17 protein-coding genes are annotated in these 22,737 nt (G+C 46.8%); 14 read left to right on the top strand and 3 right to left on the bottom strand.

The window, feature by feature from the left end:
* The first annotated feature begins 321 nt into the window (after window positions 1-321).
* The 3 genes from ARB69_RS19645 (at window position 322) to ARB69_RS19655 (ending at window position 6,124) form a co-directional block, all read left to right on the top strand.
* A complete protein-coding gene (locus tag ARB69_RS19645; RefSeq protein ID WP_055154781.1) occupies window positions 322-1,569 on the top strand; it encodes a zinc-ribbon domain-containing protein in 1,248 nt (415 codons plus the stop codon).
* A 46-nt stretch (window positions 1,570-1,615) separates the two neighbouring features.
* The gene (locus tag ARB69_RS19650) at window positions 1,616-2,671 is read left to right on the top strand and encodes a zinc-ribbon domain-containing protein (protein WP_167702514.1); all 1,056 of its coding nucleotides are present in this window, start codon (window positions 1,616-1,618) and stop codon (window positions 2,669-2,671) included.
* A 129-nt stretch (window positions 2,672-2,800) separates the two neighbouring features.
* The gene (locus ARB69_RS19655; protein ID WP_055154783.1) at window positions 2,801-6,124 is read left to right on the top strand and encodes a PAS domain-containing protein; all 3,324 of its coding nucleotides are present in this window, start codon (window positions 2,801-2,803) and stop codon (window positions 6,122-6,124) included.
* Here the strand turns inward: ARB69_RS19655 and ARB69_RS19660 are convergent.
* Entirely contained in the window at window positions 6,105-7,793 is a 1,689-nt protein-coding gene (locus tag ARB69_RS19660) for an FUSC family protein (RefSeq protein WP_055154784.1), read from the bottom strand. The two genes, ARB69_RS19655 and ARB69_RS19660, sit on opposite strands and share 20 nt — an antisense overlap.
* 163 nt (window positions 7,794-7,956) lie before the next feature.
* Here ARB69_RS19660 and ARB69_RS19665 point away from each other — a divergent pair, with 163 nt between their 5' ends.
* The 3 genes from ARB69_RS19665 (at window position 7,957) to ARB69_RS19675 (ending at window position 12,323) form a co-directional block, all read left to right on the top strand.
* Window positions 7,957-8,403, top strand: coding sequence for a MarR family winged helix-turn-helix transcriptional regulator (locus tag ARB69_RS19665; RefSeq protein WP_050641096.1), 447 nt, complete (start codon window positions 7,957-7,959; stop codon window positions 8,401-8,403).
* Window positions 8,404-8,509: 106 nt separating this feature from the next.
* Complete coding sequence (locus tag ARB69_RS19670; RefSeq protein ID WP_242857641.1) at window positions 8,510-11,293, top strand: ATP-binding protein; 2,784 nt, start codon at window positions 8,510-8,512, stop codon at window positions 11,291-11,293.
* Window positions 11,294-11,381: 88 nt separating this feature from the next.
* Window positions 11,382-12,323 carry a CPBP family intramembrane glutamic endopeptidase gene (locus ARB69_RS19675; protein ID WP_055154786.1) on the top strand — a complete coding sequence of 314 codons (942 nt, stop codon included), beginning with the start codon at window positions 11,382-11,384 and terminating at the stop codon, window positions 12,321-12,323.
* 8 nt (window positions 12,324-12,331) lie between these two features.
* Here the strand turns inward: ARB69_RS19675 and ARB69_RS19680 are convergent, their stop codons facing one another.
* Window positions 12,332-13,396, bottom strand: a complete 1,065-nt coding sequence (locus ARB69_RS19680) for a uroporphyrinogen decarboxylase family protein (protein WP_055154787.1) — start codon at window positions 13,394-13,396, stop codon at window positions 12,332-12,334.
* Between the two features lie 283 nt (window positions 13,397-13,679).
* Here ARB69_RS19680 and ARB69_RS19685 point away from each other — a divergent pair, with 283 nt between their 5' ends.
* From ARB69_RS19685 to ARB69_RS19715, 6 genes are all read left to right on the top strand, one after another.
* Window positions 13,680-14,567: a DegV family protein gene (locus ARB69_RS19685; RefSeq protein WP_055154788.1), complete on the top strand. Its 888-nt coding sequence runs from the start codon at window positions 13,680-13,682 to the stop codon at window positions 14,565-14,567.
* Between the two features lie 140 nt (window positions 14,568-14,707).
* The gene (locus ARB69_RS19690) at window positions 14,708-15,940 is read left to right on the top strand and encodes a [Fe-Fe] hydrogenase large subunit C-terminal domain-containing protein (RefSeq protein WP_055154789.1); all 1,233 of its coding nucleotides are present in this window, start codon (window positions 14,708-14,710) and stop codon (window positions 15,938-15,940) included.
* Window positions 15,941-16,227: 287 nt separating this feature from the next.
* Window positions 16,228-17,208, top strand: coding sequence for an ISL3 family transposase (locus tag ARB69_RS19695; RefSeq protein ID WP_055154790.1), 981 nt, complete (start codon window positions 16,228-16,230; stop codon window positions 17,206-17,208).
* 86 nt (window positions 17,209-17,294) lie between these two features.
* Window positions 17,295-18,020, top strand: a complete 726-nt coding sequence (locus ARB69_RS19700) for a transposase (RefSeq protein ID WP_242857642.1) — start codon at window positions 17,295-17,297, stop codon at window positions 18,018-18,020.
* A gap of 634 nt (window positions 18,021-18,654) precedes the next feature.
* A complete protein-coding gene (locus tag ARB69_RS19710) occupies window positions 18,655-19,473 on the top strand; it encodes a MerR family transcriptional regulator (protein ID WP_050641091.1) in 819 nt (272 codons plus the stop codon).
* A 107-nt stretch (window positions 19,474-19,580) separates the two neighbouring features.
* Complete coding sequence (locus tag ARB69_RS19715) at window positions 19,581-20,036, top strand: DUF3788 domain-containing protein (protein ID WP_055154792.1); 456 nt, start codon at window positions 19,581-19,583, stop codon at window positions 20,034-20,036.
* 369 nt (window positions 20,037-20,405) lie between these two features.
* Here the strand turns inward: ARB69_RS19715 and ARB69_RS27265 are convergent, their stop codons facing one another.
* Entirely contained in the window at window positions 20,406-20,543 is a 138-nt protein-coding gene (locus ARB69_RS27265) for a hypothetical protein (protein WP_167702515.1), read from the bottom strand.
* Between the two features lie 335 nt (window positions 20,544-20,878).
* On the opposite strand from ARB69_RS27265, the gene ARB69_RS19720 reads away from it, so the two are divergent.
* Together ARB69_RS19720 and ARB69_RS19725 are read left to right on the top strand one after the other, a co-directional pair.
* The gene (locus ARB69_RS19720) at window positions 20,879-21,412 is read left to right on the top strand and encodes a sigma-70 family RNA polymerase sigma factor (protein ID WP_055154793.1); all 534 of its coding nucleotides are present in this window, start codon (window positions 20,879-20,881) and stop codon (window positions 21,410-21,412) included.
* Entirely contained in the window at window positions 21,409-22,581 is a 1,173-nt protein-coding gene (locus ARB69_RS19725) for a DUF4179 domain-containing protein (protein ID WP_055154794.1), read from the top strand. The genes ARB69_RS19720 and ARB69_RS19725 overlap by 4 nt, the downstream gene beginning before the upstream one ends.
* Window positions 22,582-22,737 lie beyond the last annotated feature (156 nt).

The following is a 22,737-nucleotide window of genomic DNA, read 5'->3' on the forward strand; positions in this document are numbered from 1 at the left end:
GGCTTCACGCGCTGGGTCCAGGGATTTTTGTGATTCGGTATCACAAAAATCACCACGGTTTTTCTGCTTTTTTTCTCAACTCCGGCTAACAGACGTGCCTACGCTTTTCCAGACCCCTATATCATGTTCCGGGGGGGGGGGCTTCCGTTTGGGCTTCTATAACGCTGGTGCGTCCGGGCGGGAGGCGGAGCAGCGGAAAGTGGTGGTGGAGGCGGATTGAGTTGAGGGGGGAGATGCAATTGACCAGTCAGGAAATAGGTCGGTTTTCCAAATTTTCACTTTATGTTATACTTACTTTATTAGTGCTTTAGGAGAATACATATGAGAATATCTTTTTATGATTATTGTAAGAGGCATGGTCGGGAAGAGGTGCTTGAACAGTGGGATTATGAGGCGAATGGGGTTTCTCCGGAGGAGGTGCCGAGTAGTTCCAGGGAGGCGGTTTCCTGGAGGTGTGGGCGGGGGCATACGTGGACAGCTCCTCCTGCATGGCGTAATAGGTGTAAGTATACGGACTGCCCTTATTGCTCTCACAGGCGGGTGTCTAAGGAGTATAATCTGGAACGGATTTATCCGGAGCTGGCAAAGTGCTGGGATTATGAGAAGAATGAGAGGACTCCGGATCAGGTGCTTCCCGGTTCAGGTAAGAAATTCTGGTGGAAATGTGATCGCGGGCACAGCTGGTATAAGAGCCCGAATGAGCAGGGGGATTTTAAGGGATGCTGCTACTGCCGGGGAGAATTGGTGAGTGAAGAGTATAATTTGCAAGCGCTGTTTCCGGGGATTGCACGGGAATGGGATTATGAAAAAAATGACCTGAAACCGGAAGAGATACATCCGTTCAGCGGGAAGAAGGTATACTGGCAGTGCAGCTTTAACCCCACGCATAAGTGGCGGGCGTTTGTGTCAAACAGGACGATGCATTCACAGGGCTGTCCGGTTTGTAAAAAGCAGGGGAAAACTTCTTTTCCGGAACAGGTGATTTATTATTATATGAAGAAAATTTTCCCGGATTGCACCAACAGAGCCGTGATCGATTGTTTTGAAGTGGATGTCTTTATACCGGAGATTCAGCTGGGGATTGAGTATAATGGAGTGTTCCATGAGATATATGACCGGGCGGAATACGATAATCGTAAGGCGGACTATCTGCAAAGCGTCGGGGTCGGGGTGCTGACGGTCAGAGAGCAGACAGAGAAACGGGACAGGGAAGCAGAAAGAACAAAAGAGCAGAAACAAGAGACCAAACGAGAGATTGTCTGCCGTGTTGACCAGTCGTACAAGTATATGAATGAGGTTGTGTCCTCGATTGTGAGATACATAAACAGCCATTATGGGATGAACATAAAGATGGATGTGGATGTCGTCCGCGATGCCCAGTATATCCGTGCGCTTCTGGTGGAAGGTAAAAAGAAAAACAGCCTGGCGTCCAGATATCCGGAGCTCGCAGAGGAATGGCATAAGGAGGCGAACTGGCCGATCACTCCCGAGATGGTGGAATACGGAGCAGGAACTGATTATACCTGGCAGTGCAAAAAAAGGGCATGTCTGGAAAATGTCCCCAAATAAACGGACCAACCGCGGCTATGGCTGCCCTTTTTGTTCCAGGCACAGAGTGAGTAATGAGAACCGGCTGTCAGTGCAGAATCCGGGGATTGCGAAGATGTGGGATACGAAAGGAAATGATGGGCTTACGCCGGATGACGTATCGGTAGGCTCCCATGCAATGGTGAGCTGGCGCTGCGAGAAGGGCCATACGTGGAGGCGCAATGTCAGAGAGATGGTGAAAAGCGGAAGGTGCCCCTACTGCAGCGGCAGCAGGCTCACAAGGGAGAACAGCCTGGCTGCAAGAAAACCGGAGCTTTTGGAACAATGGGACTGGGAGAAAAATGAGGGCTCTCCGTGGGAGTTATCCTGTGCGAACAACGGCTTTGCCTATTGGATCTGTGAAAAAGGCCATTCCTGGAAGGCTAAGATATCCAATCGCAGTGTTCTGGGGCGGGGATGCCCCTACTGCTCCGGCCGCAGGCCGACAGAAGGGGAGAATCTGGAGGCTGTATATCCGAAAGTTGCGGCTGAATGGAATTATGAGAAAAACGATCCGCTTACTCCAAAGGATGTGCGGCCGAAATCCAATAAAAAAGTCTGGTGGATCTGTTCTGCCGGGCATGAATGGGAAAAGGAGATTCAGGCCAGAACTGCAGGCAGCAGGTGTCCTGTATGCCGCAGCCGATATGTGCGCGGCGGTAACAGTCTGGATAAGACCCATCCGGAGGTGGCGGCCCGCTGGCATTACGGAAAAAATAAAATGCTGCATCCCAAAAATGTTTCGGCCGGATCCGGAGAAAAAGTCTGGTGGCAGTGTACGAAGTATCCGCATCATGAATGGTGCAGGAGGATCTCCCATGAAGTGGGCAGCAAAAAGGGCTGTCCCTACTGTGCCGGATTCCGGGCATGCAGGGAAAATTCGCTGGCAGCCCGTTTTCCGGCCCTGGTAAGGGAGTGGGATTACAGGAAAAACGGTTCGCTGCAGCCCCATGACCTGACCTGTACAAGCAGGAAACCGGTCTTTTGGATCTGCGAAAAAGGGCACTCCTGGCAGACAGACGCCGCAAGCAGGACGCAGAAGAACAAAACGTGTCCATACTGTGAGAAAGATGGCCGCCGGTGAACCGCGATTTTCGTTGTGTTTTAATGGGGGATTCAGTATAATTAAGAAACAAGCGAATTACCTGCCAGATGCGAAAGAAATACCGCATGTGAGATTGGTTAAAATAAGAAGAAAGCGGGTTTAGACGGCGTGAGAACAAAAACAGACAGAGAGTACAATCAACATTTGGAGAATGTGAAAAACCTGGCCAGCAGTATGATGCACATGCATTATTGCGATCATGATATGGAGGGGATTACGGCATTGTTTTCTCCTCAGTTTTCCTGGCTCGGCACCGGAGAAGAGGAGTGCCTCTCAGGCCGGGAAGCCTGTACGGAGCAGTTTCTGAATTACGGCGGGATCATACCGAAATGTATGATATGGGATGAAGAATATGATGTCATTGTTCCGGTGAAAGGCGTATACGTGGTGATGGGGCGTATGTGGATAGCTACGGACCCCAATACCGAGATGTACCTCAAAGTACACCAAAGGGTGACGTTTGTATTCCAGGATACGGACGAGGGACTGCGCTGCTCCCATATCCATTGTTCCAATCCCTACCAGGAACTGCTGGAGGGGGAACTGTTTCCGGATAAGATCGGCAGACAGTCCTATGAATATGTGCAGGAGCGCCTTCAGGCTCTGGAGGCGGAGAAGAAGCAGCAGAACCGGCAGATGGAAGTGATCATGTCCTCAATTGCGGGGGGACTTAAAATCAGCAATGACGATGATACCTATTCCTTTGCATTTGTGAGCAGGGAGGCGGCCGGCCTGTTTGGCTATACGGTGGAGGAGTTCATGGAGGCCACGGGCGGCACTGCGGTGGGGACAGTATACCCTCCGGACCTGGAACAGGCGCTGTCCGACTGCGCGGAAGCCTTCAAAGACGGCGGTCTGGAGTATTCCACAAAATACCGGGTCCGGTGTAAGGACGGAAGCCTGAAGTGGATTATTGACAGTGGAAAAAAGGCGCAGGACGCGGACGGAAACTGGATGGTCAACAGCCTGTATCTGGATATAACGGGGTCTGAGGAGGATGCGCAGCGTCTTCGTGAGCAGACCGAATTGCTGACAAGTATCTACGATACCGTACCTTGTGGGATTATCCGCTTCGTTCAATGCAGTGACGGCAGCTACCGCCTGATATCTCTTAACGAGGCCGTTGTTTTATTGATGGGATATCATAGTGTAGAAGAGGGGATGGGGGACTGGCAGGAAGGCATGCTTGGGGCAGTGAACGCGGAAGACAGAGAAATTCTGCATGAGATATATTACGGGCTGGAAAAAGTTGGAGATTATAAGGATAATGAATACCGCGTTATCTGGAAAGACGGTTCTGTCCACTGGATGCAGGGAACCACTATGATTGTGGGAACCACGTCGGAAGGTGAAAATATCCTGCAGCGAACTGTTGTAGATATCACGCAGAGAAAGGTTCTTCAGGAGCAGCTGAACCGGGAGCAGGAAATGTACCGTGTGGCCATGGAGGTCAGCTCAGCCGTTATGTTTGAATACGATATGGATACAGACCGTTTTATCAGCTATGAGCCGATTACGGGCGAAGGGGTTCTGCGCAACGAAATAGAACATTATTCTAAGGCATTACTGGAACAGAAGATCGTGCATCCAGATGATGTCCCGATGGTAGTGGATAACATATGCAAAGGACGGACCGAAGTGTTTGAGGTGCGGTGTTCAACTCCGCGGACAGGTCTTGGCAGCTATTTATGGTACAGAGTGAACGGACGGCTTGTTATGGAAAATGGTAAACCAGCCCGTGTGGTAGGCGCACTCTATAATATCCATAGGATGAAGTCGGAACTCTCGGAAAACAGCGAGCGCCTCTACATGAACCAGTCTGCGCTGCAGGCAATCAATGGAGTATATGTGAGTATTTTCTATGTGAATCTGGAGGAAGACACTTACTATGCGGTTCGTCTGCCTGAGGTGGGGAGTGCAATGGCGCCTCCCAGGAACGGCTCCTTTTCCGGTCAGCTCCGCAGTTATATTTTGCGGGAAATTAACATCGCTGACTGGAATAAAGTATCCGATGCCTGCAGAAAAGAAAACCTTCTGAGAGAGTTAAAGAGTGAAAACCGGCATATGGAGGTAGAATTCCGGAACAGGCAGTCTGAACTGTGGCTGCGTATGGAAGTGCATCTCAGAAAGGCGGAAAACGAAAAACCAAATACTGCAATTATAGCGTTTCGGAATATCAGCGCAGAAAAGCAGAAGGAACTTGAATATTATGAGGAAGAAAAACGGGCAAAGCACGCACTGGAAGAAGCTTATGATTCCCTGAATAAGGCAAATCGGGCGAAGTCTGATTTCCTTTCAAAAATGAGCCATGATATCAGGACTCCGATGAATGCGATTCTGGGAATGACGACCATTGCGAAGAACCATCTGGATGATAAGGAAAAGATGGAAGACTGCCTGAATAAGATTGACCTGTCGGGAGGGCATCTTCTCGAATTGATCAATAAGGTGCTGGATATGTCTAAGATTGAGGCGGGGAGTGTAGCATTAAGTGAGGATAAGTTTCGGATCGATGGTGTACTGGAGGAGGTGTCGGAGATTATTCGTACGGATGCGGACAGCCATAAGCTGTCTTACACAGCCTGTGTAAAGAAGCCAAAGCACTGCTGGGTATATGGGGATGCCGTGCGTGTGAAGCAGATTCTGCTTAATCTGCTTTCTAATGCTGTAAAGTATACCAATGAAAACGGGCATATCAATGTCCGGCTGGAAGAAAAGCTTTCAGGGCGGTATGGGATCGGATGCTACGAATTCGTGGTGGAAGACGACGGAATAGGTATGTCGGAAGAGTTTAAAAGTAAGATGTTTCTGCCCTTCGAACGAGCAGAAGATTCCCGCGTGAGCAGAATTCAGGGAACTGGATTGGGACTGGCCATTACCAGCAATTTGGTTCAGATGATGAATGGCAATATCCAAGTGGAGAGTGAGCTGAATAAGGGATCCCGTTTTACTGTTACGATATTTCTGAAACTTGCGCAGGAGGAAGAGGGAACTGCATATCCCGATTTTTCGGTACATCCGGGATCCGAAGCGGGTTTCCCCGGGCATACGAGGATACTGCTGGTGGAGGACAATGCACTGAACCGGGATATCGCAGAGGAACTGCTGACTGCTTATGGGCTGGATGTTACATGTGCGTCTAACGGGCAGGAGGCAGTGGATATCTTCTGCTCCAGACTGCCGGGAGAGTTTGCACTCATTCTTATGGATATCCAGATGCCGGTGCTGGACGGCTATGGCGCCGCAAAGGCGATCCGGAAACTTGCAGTGAACGGGCAGCGTCCGGATGCAGAGAAGATTCCAATTATTGCTCTGACGGCCAACGCATTTGCAGATGATGTTTATAGAGCAAAACAGGCGGGAATGAACGAGCATGTGGCAAAACCACTGGAGATCGGACGGCTGCTGGAAGTTATGCATCGCTGGATCTGACAAGATTCCAGCGCATTGAGCCGGATGAACCGTGATTGTTATGGTCTTCCTCCGCATTTTGTATGAGTTTTTCTTCCTGCAGATGGGTCAGGATGACCAGTGTATAGTATAGTTGAGAATCCGGCTTTTTGGTGTGCTTAATTTTGTCCAGCAGTTCCATATTGGACTGATATTTCTTCCACAGTGCGCGGGTCGCTCTGTCACGGCTGTAAGGGAACATCATACAGTTCAGAACATATGCCGCAGCTGCACCAACCACTATATACGAGAAGCGGACGAGGAACATCTCGGTTACTGCCTGGAAGCCAAATACGTTCATGAAGACTGCTCCTCCGAGCGCTCCGATGGTAGAGCAGGCATAAGTTTCCGTATAATCTGTAAAATAGAAAGACAGGTATCCCGACAGCATCATTGCGGCGGTCCGCCCGGCGGGCGAGGGAATAAGGGAGTAGATGACAACGGAGATCAGACCGCCTGCAATTGTGGCTATGATACGCTTTCTCATCTTCTGGGGGACATCGTCTGCGTAGGGCAGCGATACGGATGCCAGAGTAAAGAGAAGCCATTTTCCGTGGGGCAGTGCCAAATACTGTACGAGCGCTGTAGCACAGGTCAGGATTATTGCAACCCGCAGTGCATAGATTCCCCGTACAGGACTCCAGTCCAGCGCCATCTGAAGCTGTATTTTCAGAGAAAGAGCCGTCTTACGGTAGTGCATCTTTTTCTCCGGGTCCGACATATGCAGCAGTTTTTGATAAATAAAGGTTAAATGTTCATCTGTGCGTCCGGCTGTTTCAGTTGCATGCATGCCGGATAAGGCAGGGGAGGCTGGCGGCTGCAAATCTGCAGTCTCCGCATTTATATAAGCACGGTACATCTTTAACTGGGATTGAATATACTGGAGCAGTTTTTTTTCGGAATGTACTGTTTTCCGCGGAATCTCCTGAAGATAAGCCAGCAGATGTTCCAGGCCGCGTCCAGCCTCAACCATACAGAAACCGGCGTCCGAGATACAGAGCGCTTTTTTTCTTCTGTCATAGACGATCTGGCTCAGGCTGCACAGCTTGCGCCGTATATCGGAGAGATCCGGTTTATCAGGCGATTCCAGCAGCAGCCAGGCAATATAACCTGAGATATCGTCAATCATTTCAGTGAGTACATCCTGTGCAGTCTCTGCGACACGCTTTCTTCCCATGACCCATTGGTACAGAATAATGGACAGAGCGCCCACCAGCATGCCAACAAGTCTTTTTGGCAGATGAGCGGCATCCACCGGCGTGATGAAGATGAGAAACAGGTAGGAAAGAATATAAGGAAAGTACATATGGGTGGAATATTCGTAAGTAAAAGCATACAAAATCATACATAGTGTGATAAAATTAATGACAAGCGACAGCGGCATCGGCAGATATACAACCCAGCATGCCGCCAGTGCGATCCAGACCAGCACGGCGGACTGGAGGATCAGATGCCTTACCGGGGTAGCAGTCAGATCCCGTACCATAGAAGCGGACATCATAATGGTAAAGATAACGCCCACAATGGTATTTTCAGGGCCAAAGATATGTTGAAAGATATTAACGTAGGCGATAATAAAAATAAAACTCAGCGTACCGAAACGAAATTTAGCTTTTACTTTATCGACGAAATTTTGTATGTAGTTTTTCATAAACAGCGGCATCTCCTTTATTTGTTTAGTTTAATTATGGATAGTATTTGAATTTAGAAATTGGCGATGGTACAATAATGATTAAACAATGATGATAGTCATATTTTATTTACTAATTTAAAAGCATAACACGATTGCGTTCATTTGTCAATGGAGAGTAAAGATGAAAAAAGAAAGATATTCTGAACAATTTGTAAAAAATCTACTTCTGGTAATGCCTGACTGGCATTCAAAATTAGTACGCCCGTTTAAAGAGACGCTGCACAAGGAGATGAGCCTGGAGACATACTACTGCCTGGAAACACTTAGAAAATGCGAGACAGTGACTATGACGGAGCTGGCTCAGCAGCTGAAGGTTCCAAAACAGCAGGCCACAAAGCTTGTGGATAAGCTCTATCAGTATGGATTTATAGAACGGCAGTATCATGAAAATGACAGGCGGATGATCTGGCTGCGGCTTACGCAGAAGGCCGTTGACTATTTAGATGAATATTATCTGAAAAATAAGGATTTTCTTCGTTCTCTGGAAGAAAAATTGAGTCAGGAAGAACTGAGGAGATTGAATGAGGCGGTTGAAATACTGGGGGAGATTCTGCCTAGATTGGAATAGCACAGGCTGAGAAATAGAAAAATATTTGGAATATATACCGCATCTGCAGGAGACATATGATATAATCAGATGTGACAAAACCATTATGAAAAAGGAGCTCAGGGATATGGCGATATTATGGAAGGGGAGATTGAAAAACTGTATCATGATGTTGGCGGCAGCGGCATTGCTTTGTTCATCGGCACCTGTGCAGGCAGAAGAGCAGACGGAACAGCTTGTCCTTCGGGTTGCTTTCCCGGAATTGGAAGGATATACGGAAACAGATGAGGACGGAACCCGTCATGGTATCGTGGTCGATTATCTTAATGAGATTGCTAAATATACAGGATGGAAATATGAATTTATTGACACAACAGGGGAGACCATTATTGATGAGTTCATGGCTGGTGATTATGATTTAATGGGCGGAGCTTATTATTTGGACGGAATGGAAGAATACTTTGCTTATCCGGATTACAATACCGGTTACAGCAAATCTATTCTGCTGGCCAGAAAGCAGGATGATAGCATTAGAGCCTTTGACTGGAAAAGCATGACCGGAAAGAAGATAGGCGTTTATAAAAACGCTGCGGAGAATATCCACCGTCTCAAGGTGTTTTTGGACAGTAATAATATAGAAGCCGAACTGATTGAATTAACGCGGGAGCAGCAGGTGGATGGAAACTTCTATCATTATCTGGAAGATGGAAGGGTGGATATGCTTCTGGGAAATAACACAGAAGATTCCGGTCTGTTCCGTGTGGTGGCAAAGTTTGATTCACAGCCCCACTACATTGTTACAACGGGGCATAACCAGGAAGTTTTGGACGGATTGAATATGGCGATGGCGAAAATTATGGACTCTAACCCTAATTTTGCCGAGGAGCGCTACGAGGCTAATTTTCCTGATTCGGGAATGGCAAGTATACATTTGAACGAGTCTGAGAAGGCGTACATCAGCAAAAAGAAGTTGGTAAAGGTTGCCGTTATTAAAAAATGGCACCCGCTGTATTGCATAGAAAACGATGACGGACAGCATGATGGTATGATTCCCGATGTGTTGAAAAAGGTGGAAGAATTTTCAGGGCTGAAATTTGAATTTGTTTATGCGGATAGTTACAGTGATTCGCTGGATTTGGTGAAAAAGGGAAAAGCGGATATGCTCGGCTCTTTTCTTGGCACTGATAACGAAGGCGCCCGGATGAATCTGGCAGTAACAAAGCCGTATGCAGTTCTGAATGACATTATAGCACGTAATAAGTCTGTGACATTTCCCTCAGAAGGACTTATCGGGGCAGTGACCGAGGGCCGGGTGATGCCTGGCGGTATCCAGGTATCTAAGGTAAAGTACTATGAAACCGTGAACGAAGCGCTGCGTGCAGTTAACAGAGGAGAAGTCGATTTCTATTATGGTCTTTCCTCAAGAATTGAGCAGGAAATACAGGCGAATCAGTTTAAAAATGTGATCCCGAATACTGTGGTCAATGAAAAAAATGAAATGAGTTTTGCAATGCCCAGTCCGGTTGAGGGAGAGCTGCTGACGATCATGAACAAAGCCATTAACACCATGACCAGTGACGAGAAAGAGACGATAGAGAGCCAGAATATGATATCCATAGGCACGGGACATCTTTCAGCAATCCAGATGATTTATGCGAATCCCCTGCTGTTTATAGCCATATTGGCAGGGATATCCCTTCTGATAGTTGTTTTTGTTCTGATTATGGCGCGCTATCGTATTCATGCGGCAAAAATGCAGGCAAACCTGGAGAGGGCCGAGGCTGAAAGCCGTGCGAAAGGGGAATTTTTGTCCAGGATGAGCCATGAGATCAGAACCCCAATGAATGCAATTGTCGGCATAAGCGACCTTACCTGTATGATGGACAGCGTTCCGGATAATGTAAGGGAGAATCTTTCCAAGATACGTGCCTCTTCCCGTTATCTGCTGAGCCTGATCAGTGACATCCTGGATATGAGCAGAATTGAAAGCGGTATGATGACAGTGACCAGCGAGCCATTCGCTATGGAGCAGATTCTGGATGAGTTGGAAAGCATGATGACGGCGGAAGCAAAAAGGCGGGGCTTGGACTTTCGGTTGGAGACGGAGATTCAGGATGATGTGGTTGTCGGGGATTCGGTACGCCTGAAACAGGTGCTTACAAACCTGATTTCTAATGCTTTTAAGTTTACTCCTAAGGGAGGAAGGGTCAGAGTATGTGTAACGCAGATGCAGAGTTCTGAAAAGAAAGCGGCATACAGATTCCAGGTTATTGATAATGGCATGGGGATATCCGAGGAGAATCAGAATCGTATTTTTGAAGCATTTGAGCAGGTTGGCACCAGCTTTTCTAAAAGCCAGGGAACCGGACTGGGACTGGCCATCAGCAGGACGCTCATCAGGCTGATGGGGGGCGAACTGAAGCTTGCCAGCCAGGAAGGAAAGGGCAGTGAATTTTATTTCACCGTTGAATTTCCAATTGGGGTGCTGGAACCAAAACAGGAGAAGACGGAGACCGATCATTTCCTGGCGCACATGAATTTTATCCTTGCCGAGGATAATGACCTAAATGCAGAGATCGCCGTTGAACTGCTGAAGATGCAGGGTGCATCGGTGAAGCGGGCAGAGAACGGAAAACAAGCGCTCGAGTTATTCCGGGAAAGCAGCCCGGGCGAATATCAGGCGGTTCTGATGGATATTCAGATGCCCGTCATGGACGGGCTGGAAGCGTGCAGGGCCATTCGCAGCCTGGATCGGGCCGATGCGGCAGAGATCCCTGTGATAGCAATGACTGCGAATACGTTTAAAGAGGATGCCGACGCTGCGGCTGATGCCGGAATGAATGGTTTTGTGACCAAACCGGTGGATGTTGAGTACCTTTACCAGGTTCTGGCAAGCCTTATAAAACGATAAGGAATGAACGTTCAGCCAAGGCCAGGGTCTAATGGGCTGAGTTCGAAGTGTCCGTGCAATTATTAAGTAAGGAGAGAAGGATATTTTTATGATAAAAATCTTTAAAAACCGCTATGGATTGGTTCGCTCTGGCTGGATCATCATTCTTTGTTTAATTTTATATTATGCTTTGTTGGGAGTTGCCCAGATTTTCATTATTGCAACAATGAGAAAATTATTAGAAATCACTGGAAATCTTGATTATTCTACAGGTTTTAGTATACCGCCTGTAGATACTATGAATGATGTACAGTTTGCCATAATACAGATTATGCCGGAGATCGTTACGGAGATCGTAACCATTGCATTATCATTGATCACCTGGAAAATTATGAGGTACGATTGGAAAGATATAGGTATTGGGAACTTAAAAAGTTTTAAATCGGAAGGGATAATAGGGGGGCTGCTGGGATTTGCGGGATGTACTTTGATCTTTTTAATTCTTTTCATATCCAAAAGTATACATATCGATTCTATTGAATTAGTCATCACTCCGAGAGTAGTTTTATGGCTGTTTACAATGATCTTGGTCGGATTTGGGGAAGAATTGTTTTGCCGCGGATTGCTTATGTCTATTTTGCGCAGAACAAACAACAAATATTTGATTATATTGTTGCCATCCTTAATTTTTGGAGGCATTCATCTTTTTATCCCGAGTGCCACATTTTTATCTATTTTGAATATTATCATTATAGGGATTGTATTTTCGTACATGTATTATAAATCAGGTAAACTTTGGATGTGTGTGGGATATCATATCACATGGAATATCTTTCAGTCAGTTATATATGGAATGCCGATCAGCGGATCAAATATCAACAGCATTATGATCACACATTTTCCTTCAGCTAATATATTAAATGGGGGAAGCTTTGGTATTGAGGGGGGAATCCTTACAACTATTGTTAATATTCTAATCCTGATGTTTGCAATCTTTTATTATAGATCTTCAACATATGAGTTTTTATCTGATAATCATTGCAAAGATTAATTCGTTCCTTAATCTGCGGTGTACCAGCCATCTTCCAGGCAGGTATCGTACATAGCGAGTACATTCTCAAGCGGAGTCTCTTCCAGAAGGTAGTCATGGCTTGGGGAAAGAATGTAGCCGCCTCCGGGCTTCATGCATTTGATGGTTTCACGGGTTACCCTGACTGCGTCTTCGATGCTTCCATTGATCAGTACGCTGATAGAATCGATACATCCATTGAGGATAAGCCTTTCACCGAAGTGCTTTTTCAGGTAAGCCGGCTGCATTTCCCTGGTGATCGGCTGCAGACTCTGCACGGCGGAGATGCCGCTCTCAATTAGCGCAGGCATAAGCTGGGTGTAGCTGCCGCAGCAATGCATCATCGTAGGAAGTCCGTATTCCCTTCCAAGATCCGCCAGCTGCTTCAGGTAAGGATATAGGAATTCGCGGAACAATTCTTCGCCCAGCAGAGGTCCGGTCTGGCTGCCCAGATCATTTCCAATGAAGAAAATATCGATTGCCCCTTGGGCCGCCTCAAATACTCTTGCGGACAGCTCATAGTAGAAATCTGTGACGTGGGAAAGTACGGCGTGTACGATATCCGGGTTTTCATACATTAGGATCATCATATTTTCCATGCCGAGCAGGTCGATGGCATCATGAAAAATAGGGCACCATTCCCCGCCCAGGACAGCATATTGATTCTCCCATGCCAGTGCGTCTTCTCTGATATATGAGACATCAAACCAGTCGGGAGACGGCCAGGCATAGGCATGGATTTCCTCGACGGCAGCATTGGCAAGGGGGTGGAACGCTGCCTGTCCGTAGCCAATCCCGTCTCTTTCAATGCCAAATATGGATTTTGTCTTTCCATTCATGGGACCACAGTCCGGATTAAATTGGTCCGGTCCGGCATAACGTGAATAAACCCGGCGGAAATCGTCATGGAAACGCCGCAGAACCTCTTCGTCATTCTTAACATTCAGAAAGCTGCGCGCCTTTGCCATAAAATCGGGAGACGCACCGCACCACATGGGAATACGGTCCGGAATCTGATGGGAAAAAACTGCCATTACACGTTCTTTTGAAGTCATATTGGATCCTCCTTTTATCCTTTTTCTTTTATTTTATAGGTTTGTGACAGGAATAACAATGCACCGGATTCCTTTAAAATAGTACGAAAATCGTTTCTGCCAGAGATACAGACAGACACCAGGGCGGCATCAGGTATCTTTCGCAGAAATATGGTGAAGATATTTATTTTTTCGGGGTTAAAAATGCACAAGGTAGTATTAACAACTATATAAAATAGTTGACATAACTGTGATATACGAGTAAGATAAAATTATAAATGCAGCAGAAAAGGGGGAGAGAATTGTGGAAAATTATGCATTAAGCTGTTGCTCAACTGCGGATTTATCGCCGGAGCATTTTAAAGAACGGGATATCTCATTCATATGCTTTCATTATTACTTGGACGGTGTGGAATATACGGATGATTTGGGGCAGAGTATGCCCTTTGATGTTTTTTATGCTAGAATGAAAGAAGGGGCGGATACCAAGACTTCTCAGGTAAATGCGGGGGAATTTATGGAGTATTTCCGCAGCATACTTATCCAGGGAAAGGACATTCTGCATGTATGCCTGTCATCCGGGCTGTCCGGAGTGGTTAATTCTGCGGAGACGGCGAAAGAGGCATTGTTGGAGGAGTTTCCGGACAGGAAGATTTTTATCGTAGATTCACTGGGGGCTTCTTCCGGTTACGGGCTGCTTATGGATCGTCTGGCCGACCTGCGGGACGAAGGCAAGAGTCTGGAGGAAGTGTACCAATGGGCAGAGGCTCACAAACTGAATCTGCACCACTGGTTTTTTTCAACAGATCTCACCTTTTATGTAAAAGGGGGCCGTATATCCAGGGTTTCCGGTTGGTTTGGAACAGCGCTGGAGATCTGTCCGCTGCTCAACATGGATCACACCGGGCACTTGATTCCCCGCTTCAAGATCAGGGGAAAGAAGAAGGTAATCCGGGAGATCGTAAAGAAAATGGAACTGTTTGCAGAGAACAGGCTGGATTACTCCGGAAAGTGTTTTATATCCCACTCGGACTGCTACAATGATGCCAGAAAAGTGGCGGATATGATAGAAGAACGTTTCCCAAAGCTTAGCGGAAAAGTTGTGATCAACAGTGTTGGGACAACGATCGGAAGCCATACAGGCCCGGGAACGGTCGCCCTGTTCTTCTGGGGGGACGCAAGGAAAGACTGACAAACAGCGAATATAATTCTGATACATGGTTCGTCTGCGCCCGGTGCCGTTACGGCATCCGGGCGTTTTGGATGTGCATAAAAACGGAACGCTCCGCCCATAATAACTGGTAATATCAGTTAGAAATGGGAGAAATTAAAATGAAAACATTTGAAGAGCTGTACCGGGAGATTCTGAACCGGAAAATATCACTAAAAGCGCCTCTGCCGCCCGAGTACCACCCTTATCATCTGGATTGTCTTCTCCATCCCCAGAGCCATGCACCGGTCGTCTTTAATGAGCCGTGCGAGGAGTGCGAATATGAGCGTGCGTGCCAGAACAGCTGTATCTTTGACGCAATTGAGGTTGGAGAGGATGGAAAATTATTCATCAATCCGGATTTGTGTACCGGGTGTGAGGCGTGTATTGAGGCGTGCAAGACGGATAAAATCACAGCAGGCAGGGACGTGCTTCCGGCAATGAAGGCCGTAAGGGAGTCAGAAGGGCCTGTATACATGATGGTTGCCCCGGCCTTTCTGGGACAGTTTTCGGAGAAAGTCACTCCGGGAAAGCTGCGGACCGCTTTTCAGGCCCTGGGTTTCACGGGAATGGTGGAAGTTGCTCTCTTTGCGGATATCCTGACCTTAAAAGAAGCGCTGGAGTTTGATAAACATGTCAACGAAGCGGGAGATTACCAGCTTACAAGCTGCTGCTGTCCAATCTGGATCTCTATGATCCGCAAGATGTATCATGAATTGATGCCCCATGTGCCGGGGGCCGTATCTCCCATGGTTGCCTGCGGGCGAATGATAAAACAGCTGCATCCGGATGCACTCACCGTATTTGCAGGCCCCTGTCTGGCAAAGAAGAGCGAAGCAAAAGAGCCGGATATTGCCGGGGCTGTGGATTACGTGCTGACATTTCAGGAAATACAGGATATCTTTGAGGCCGCGGACATCCACCCGGAGGAACTGGCCGATAAAGAAAAGGAGCATTCTTCCAGGGCGGGCCGGATCTACGCCAGAACCGGCGGCGTGAGCGAGGCCGTACAGGAGACCGAGAAGCAGCTGAGACCGGATCGGAAGATAAAGGTGAGGGCAGAACAGGCAGACGGTATACCGGCCTGCCGTGAATTAATTAAACGGATTCAGAACAAAGAGACGGATGCCAATTTCTTCGAAGGAATGGGGTGCCAGGGCGGATGCGTGGGAGGTCCCAAAGCCATCCTGGACCGAAAAGAAGGGCGCAGGCAGGTAAATGCATATGGAGACAGCGCCCCCTTTGCCACCCCGCTGGAAAATCCTTATGTTATGAAAATGCTTGAAGAGTCCGGGTTTGATACAATCGAGGACTTTATAGAAAAAAGCGATCTCCTAGTCCGGAACTTCTCCTGACTCTCATATCGGGATTTAGCGACGAGCTTTAGCCTCGGCGCGGATGGGGACGCTCCATGAAGGGATAGCCGAAAGCCTCCCGGAGAACATCCATGTCCTTTCAAAAACGCGGCCGCGGACCTAAGAAATTCTAGGCGGGAAACAGCCCTGAAAATGGAGCACCACGGTTCTTTCTTGAGTTTGGGTATAAAGCAGGTACAATAGTACCTGCTTTTTTACAAAAAAATATTCTCAAATATGGGTATATATGGTATAATGATATTATCAATAGTAAAGGACTGATTTAAATGAAGTATCATGAAAGTACTGATTTTTCTTTTTTTATGGATGAGAACCATTTTATATATGATTACAAGGAAGACCCGTTGTCCCTGCACATTTTTGTCAAATCAAGGCGCCACAGCTGCCGGTGCCCGCAGTGCGGAGTGGAAAGTGACCATCTCCACGCGACATATAAACGCATGTTTCAGGATACACCGATCCACTGCAAACAAACCTTCCTGCATACCAATGTATATAAATATGACTGCGTGAATCCGGCATGCAGCCGGAAGGTCTTTATGGAAGACCTTCCATTTGCAAAGGCGTCACAGGTACGCACGGATGCCCTCAACCAACTGATTCTCGGCGTCTCAATGTTTCTGAGCAACGAAGGAGCAAGCAAAGTCCTCGCACTACTAGGAGTACGTGTAAGCAATGATACGATCCAACGCCTATACGACAGAATAGAGTTCACTGATAATCCTGACATTGAAAAAATTGGGGTTGATGACGTAGCACTCCGCAAAGGGAAGACTTATTCCACGGCCATCTATGATCTAAAGAGCCACCAGTTGATTGCACTCCTTGAGGGACGTGACGGGAAGAAATTCAAGGAATGGCTGAGAAACCATGAAAAAGTGAAGCTCGTTTCCCGGGATCGCGCCAACTCATATGCCGCTGCCATCAACGAAATCCTGCCCGATTGCTTACAGGTTGCGGACAGATTCCATCTCTTCGAGAACCTGCTGAAGCATCTGTCAGGAATTTTCAGGGAGGATGTACCCGACCAGATATACATCCGCAACGGCGAGATACTGGAACATGCCCCTGAAAAAATACGGCAGGAGAAGAAACCGGACAAGGCATTCTTAGACTCGCTGGACTATGATAATACTCCGCCGCTTAATCCAGATGGGACGCCGCAGATATATGAAAATAAAAAACGCGATCTTACATCAAAGGAATACCAGGGATGGGCAGAAAAGAGAAAAAAAAACGGCAGTTAATCTTTCAGGTACGGGAGTACTGGGAAAATCTCGAAAAAAAGACCCTCAAGAAAGCGGCCGATGCATTTAAAATATCGGCGGCAACTGTGAAAAGATACGTACATATGTCTGATGCGGAGATAGAGGGCATGGATACACCGTCGGATTACCCTAAGAGGTACAGTCCCATGAGCGACTGGCTCAACATCATTTATAAGATGATGTGCGATGGGCTCAGCAATGAGACCATTTATTTCTACATACTGCAGCAGGATGGGTTTCAATTAAAAAAGGGAACCCTGGCGCAGTATATATATTACATTGGGAAGAACAACTTCCCGGACCGTAGGCTTTTTAACACCAAATATATAGCGGACCTGGTCTATCCACCGGATGTTACTGTAATCTACAGGAGCGCCTTGTTAAAATATGTGCTTACGTGCAACCCAAAGACAAAGAAGGATAAGGAAATCGAAAAAAATATAGATATAATAAAGGAAAAATATCCGACAGTCTGTAGGGTTGAGAATATTTTTAAGGAATTCCATTCTGTGGTCATGGGAGGAAGTGCGGATAAGTTGGATGAGTTTTTGGAAAAATATGAGGATGGCGAATTAGAGTCTTTCTGTAATGGGATAAAGAAAGATATCCTTTCAGTCAAGAATGCAATAACCCGTCCAGAAAGTTCTGGGCTGGTGGAGGGAGGCAACAATAAATTCAAACTTATCAAACGTATCGTATATGGAAGGAGTGGCCTGGTCAATCTGGAGAAAAAATGTAGGCTTGCATTTATGTCTACTTGCAAGACATTTAGTCTAGGATCTTTAGTATAAATATGCTGGCATCCTAATAATATAATGCCAGCATATCTATTGTGCCTTTATACCCAAACTCAAGAAAGAACCGCACCACTGACACATCACGAGAAATCCGATGATTTCTCGCGCTGAGTCAGCTGATTTTTGGATTCGGAATCCAAAAATCTCTCCATTTTCAGGGCTGTTTCCCACCAAGAATTTCTTAGGTCCGCTTTGAGCGTTTTTGAAAGGATATGGATGTTCTCCGGGAGGCTTTCGGCTATCCCTTCATGGAGCTGGCGCATCTGACCGGCAGGAAAAGGACTCGTTCCTATGGTGGGGCCTCAAACGGGGGCAGCGTATGGATATAGAATTGGCGGGACTTTTATGTCCCCAGTAGGTGTACATAAGCAAGGGGATACGGCTTCCAGTTCATACACATCTGGAAGATGAAAAGACACGCATAGCCAATCCACATCCGCTGCCCTGGTCCGGGATCCCACCTGGTTGGCGAGCTCACCTCCCCGGCCTCCCTGTCATGAAGCGTCCCCGTCCGTCGACAAGTCTAAAGCTTGCCGACTAAATCCCGATAAGTACTTGACTCTCACATTATGGTATACTGTATGTTATAAATGAGCTCAGAAATACACACATGTGAGAGGTGGTACCAATGTTAAAAATAGGAGATTTTTCGAAGTTGTCAAGAATCAGTATCCGTATGCTGCGCCATTATGATGAGATCGGCCTTTTGAAGCCGGAGGTCGTGGATGACCTCTCCGGTTACCGCTACTATGGCGTATCCCAGCTGCCGCTGGCTGAAAGAATCCAGGTATTGAAAAGCATGGGCTTTGGCCTTGCAGTGATTGGGGAGATCTTAGAAAAGTATGATGATCCCCGGGCTATAGAAGAGTTCCTGCTGGTTAAGCGCAGGGAGCTTGAGGAGCAGGAACGGCTGACAAGGGAACGGTTACAGGTTCTGGACAATACGATCAGATGGTTGAGAAAGGATGGTAATCTTATGAATTATGAAGTAACGTTAAAGACGCTCCCCCAGAGGTATGTAGCCAGTGTGCGCCAGGTAATCCCGGCATATGACGCGGAGGGGATGCTGTGGCAGCTGTTAAATGAGGAGACTGCTTCCCAGAATTTGAAACAGGCCGTGCCGTGCTACGGACTTGCAATATTCCACGATGAGGGATTCAAAGACGGTGATGTAGATGTTGAAATACAGGCCTGTGTGGAGGGATCTTATAAAGATACAGAACATGTAAGATTCAAGACCGTGGCGCCGGTTCAGATGGCTTCGGCAACATACAGCGGAAGCTATGACCAGATCACAAAGGTGAACGAATCTGTTGCCAGATGGATTCAGGAAAACGGCTATGAATTCGACGGCCCGTCGTTCTGTATTTACCACGTAAGCCCCTATGAGGCGAAAAGCCCGGACGATTTGGTAACAGAAGTATGTTATCCGGTTAAAAAGAAATAAAGACGACACACAGCTGTCCTGATTATTGTGGTATGATAGAGGAAAATGTAACGGTTCAGGCAAACCCGGACTGTTACATGACAATACAAACTAACGGAGGAAATATCATGGGATGGATTGAAGCATATACAAGAGAAGACAAACCTGAATTTGAGGACATCAGCGCTTATGTGGACTGTCCGTTTTGGGATGGGCTGTGTGAATTTATTGAAGAAACGTATTCCATAAAGCCGGCCATAGAATACAGCAGATGTTCCGGGGCGCCGGGATGGAATGTGAAATATAAGAAAAGCAGCAGGGCATTGTGCACCTTATATCCGAATAACGGTTATTTCACCTGCCTCATATCGATCGGGAGAAAAGAAGCGCCGGAGACGGAACTGATGCTGGGATCCTTCAGCTCATATCTGCAGGAGCTTTATAAGAATACGAATGTATTTAACGGCTCCAGATGGCTGATGATCGATGTGACTACGGAAAAGATTTTTGAGGAAGTAAAAGAACTGCTCTGTATCCGGATACATCCTCCAAAGAAAAAAGCTGGGGATGGAACCGGCAGGTAAATAAGTGCGATTCGTATTTAGCGAGAAAAGTGAAAATCTCCCGCTTCTATAGGGGGGAGATTTTCACTAAAAACAAGAATACGTGTAATAAGAGGTCATTTTCTTGATTTTATACAGGAAAATGACCTTTTGTGTTAGAATTATTTTGCAAATAGAACTAGTACAGCAGTGCACTAATAATTCAGCAATAAGCACCTGCTCTCTACGCCATAGCTGCACCTGCTTTCGCTAGACGTAGGAACCACTACGCCGTCGCGAAAGCAGGCACACCTCTGACGCAGATATCAGGCACTTATTACTGAAAGATTAATGCACTGCTGTACTAGGCATATCTCATATTTTAGAGTCCGGTCTTACTTCTTTACTGCTTTAATCCTTTTTTTCTGCCGGTGTATAAGCAATCAGTACAATTTCCTGGTTGGTTTTTTCTTTCAGAGTTTTCTGCAGTTTGTCAATCTCATGGACACATTGACCGGATATGTCGGCTATCTGATAGTTTTGATCCATTTGGACACCTCCTCATAAATAAAATTATGGCTTTATTATTATGACTAAAATAAAGGCTGATTATGCGGGATGTTATACATTGCAGTAAGAACCTGCAGGCAGAAGTTAAATCAATGAGATTCACATGGAAAATAATTCCGTATAATTTTTTCAATATACTGAAACTTTTCAATCTATTTATTTATCTAATTAGTATCAATCGATTGAATAAAAATTATGAATACAATTATCCAAGACAGAGCAGGTGTGATAACCGCTAGTCCCGCCGGACAGAATGTTTGGGCGTGACAATGAAATATCAGACATAAGCTGCTATACAAAGGGGGAGTGTGAAGTTGAAAAATCTGGTAAAAAGGGCACAGGCGGGTAATAAGGAAGCTTTTATACTATTAATGGAAGAGCATAAGCAGGCTTTGTATAAAATTGCAGTCAGCATGCTGAAAAATGATGCAGACGCTGCAGACGCCATGCAGGACACGGTTCTGAGCAGCTTTGAAAATCTGCAGGGCCTGCGGCAGCCGGAGTTCTTTAAGACATGGCTGACCAGAATACTAATTAATCACTGTAACCGCATATTAAAGGAGCGTGGGAAAATGGTGCCAATATATGAACATCCGGAATTGGAGGAAATACAGGTGGATACGTCCGGCAGGGAGTTCTTAGGCCTGTTGAATCAGCTGGAGGACCAGTACCGGATTGTTCTGCTGCTTTACTATGTGGAAGGCTTTAGTATCAAAGAAATCGGCTCCATACTGGAGATGAACGAGAATACCGTAAAAACGAGGCTGTCGCGGGGGCGGAATTCCTTTAAAAAAATATATCTGAAGGAAAACCCGACGTCAGCATATGGAATGGAGGTGCAGGGATGAAGAGACAGGATCATGATATCGAACTGAAAGAAGCATTGCAGAATGATATAAAGATACCGGAAATCGTAGATGACCGTATGGGGGAAATGTATGACAAAATCCGAAGCGGTGAGGTGCGTATGAAACAACTTAAGGGCAGCAGTAAAAAGAAAAGGATGTACAGAGGGCTTGGGATTGCAGCAGCCGCCGCGTGCATGGTCATTGTATTGTCGGGCGTGTTTTATGTAAACCCGGCGCTGGCAAAGGATATCCCGCTATTGGGAGATGTATTCGGCCGCCTGCAGAAGATGCGGGAGGATAACCCTTACCCCGAGAAAGACAAGACCGCATACAGCAATATCGAGAAGCATTCCAAGCCGGTAGTAACAGAGCCCGAAGAGGAGATCACAAACGTAGCGGAAGACCAGGGAATCACCATCAGCGTGACAGATGCATATTGTGACGGACTGGATTTATACTTTACCCTTTCCATGCGCACAGAGGATCCGGAGCTGAACACCGCCGACAGACTCGATTTGCTCACCTACAAGGAAGGGGATCCGGTTTCCTTCTGGGCCTGGCTTACCGTAGATGGAAAAGAGGCATACACCACAGAAACATTAACCGGAAAAAAATCGGAGGACGGAGTCTATGTCTCCCTCATGAGGATACCTGCATCCTACGTAGAAAATGGTGAATTCACCGAAAACACAACAATAGAAATCCACGCAGACGCCATAGGCGCCCACAGATTCGGCGAAGAGGAAGACACAACCCTGGAAAACTACGGCAAAGCAGACTTCAGCAGACTCGGATTCAAAAGCATAAAAGGCAGCTGGACTCTGAAATTCAAGCCAACCATGGACACAACCCAGAACAAAGAGGCAGAGCCAAATGCAGAAAACAACGGATTCATTGTACAGAAAGTAACACAAACACCAAGTAACATGCACATCGAACTCTTCATGCCCGAAGAATATATAGAAAGAAACCCGGCAGTCATCCTGACAGACACCAACGGAAACCGCGTATATGAAGAATTCGGCAGCAGCACAACAGACACAGAAAACGGAGGCCAGGTACAGGGAATGGTATTCGACCACTCCGACGCCACACAATTCATACTACAAGTAATAGATAAAAACGGCGACATGAGTGTACTGGCAGAGATTCCCTTCGGAATGGAGTAGCATCGAACGCTCCCGTCCGAGATACCCCCCAAGTCGGAGAGCCCTGCCGCCCGGATGTACAAAAAGAGAGTCCGTCCGGTACGGGCGAAAAAGAAAAGGCCCCTTTGCAGGAGCATAGAATACGCCTGCAAAGGGGCCTTTTCTTTTTCGCCAGTA

Origin of the sequence: Faecalicatena contorta, from assembly GCF_001404335.1 — a bacterium.
In the GTDB taxonomy this organism is placed as follows: domain Bacteria; phylum Bacillota; class Clostridia; order Lachnospirales; family Lachnospiraceae; genus Faecalicatena; species Faecalicatena contortus_B.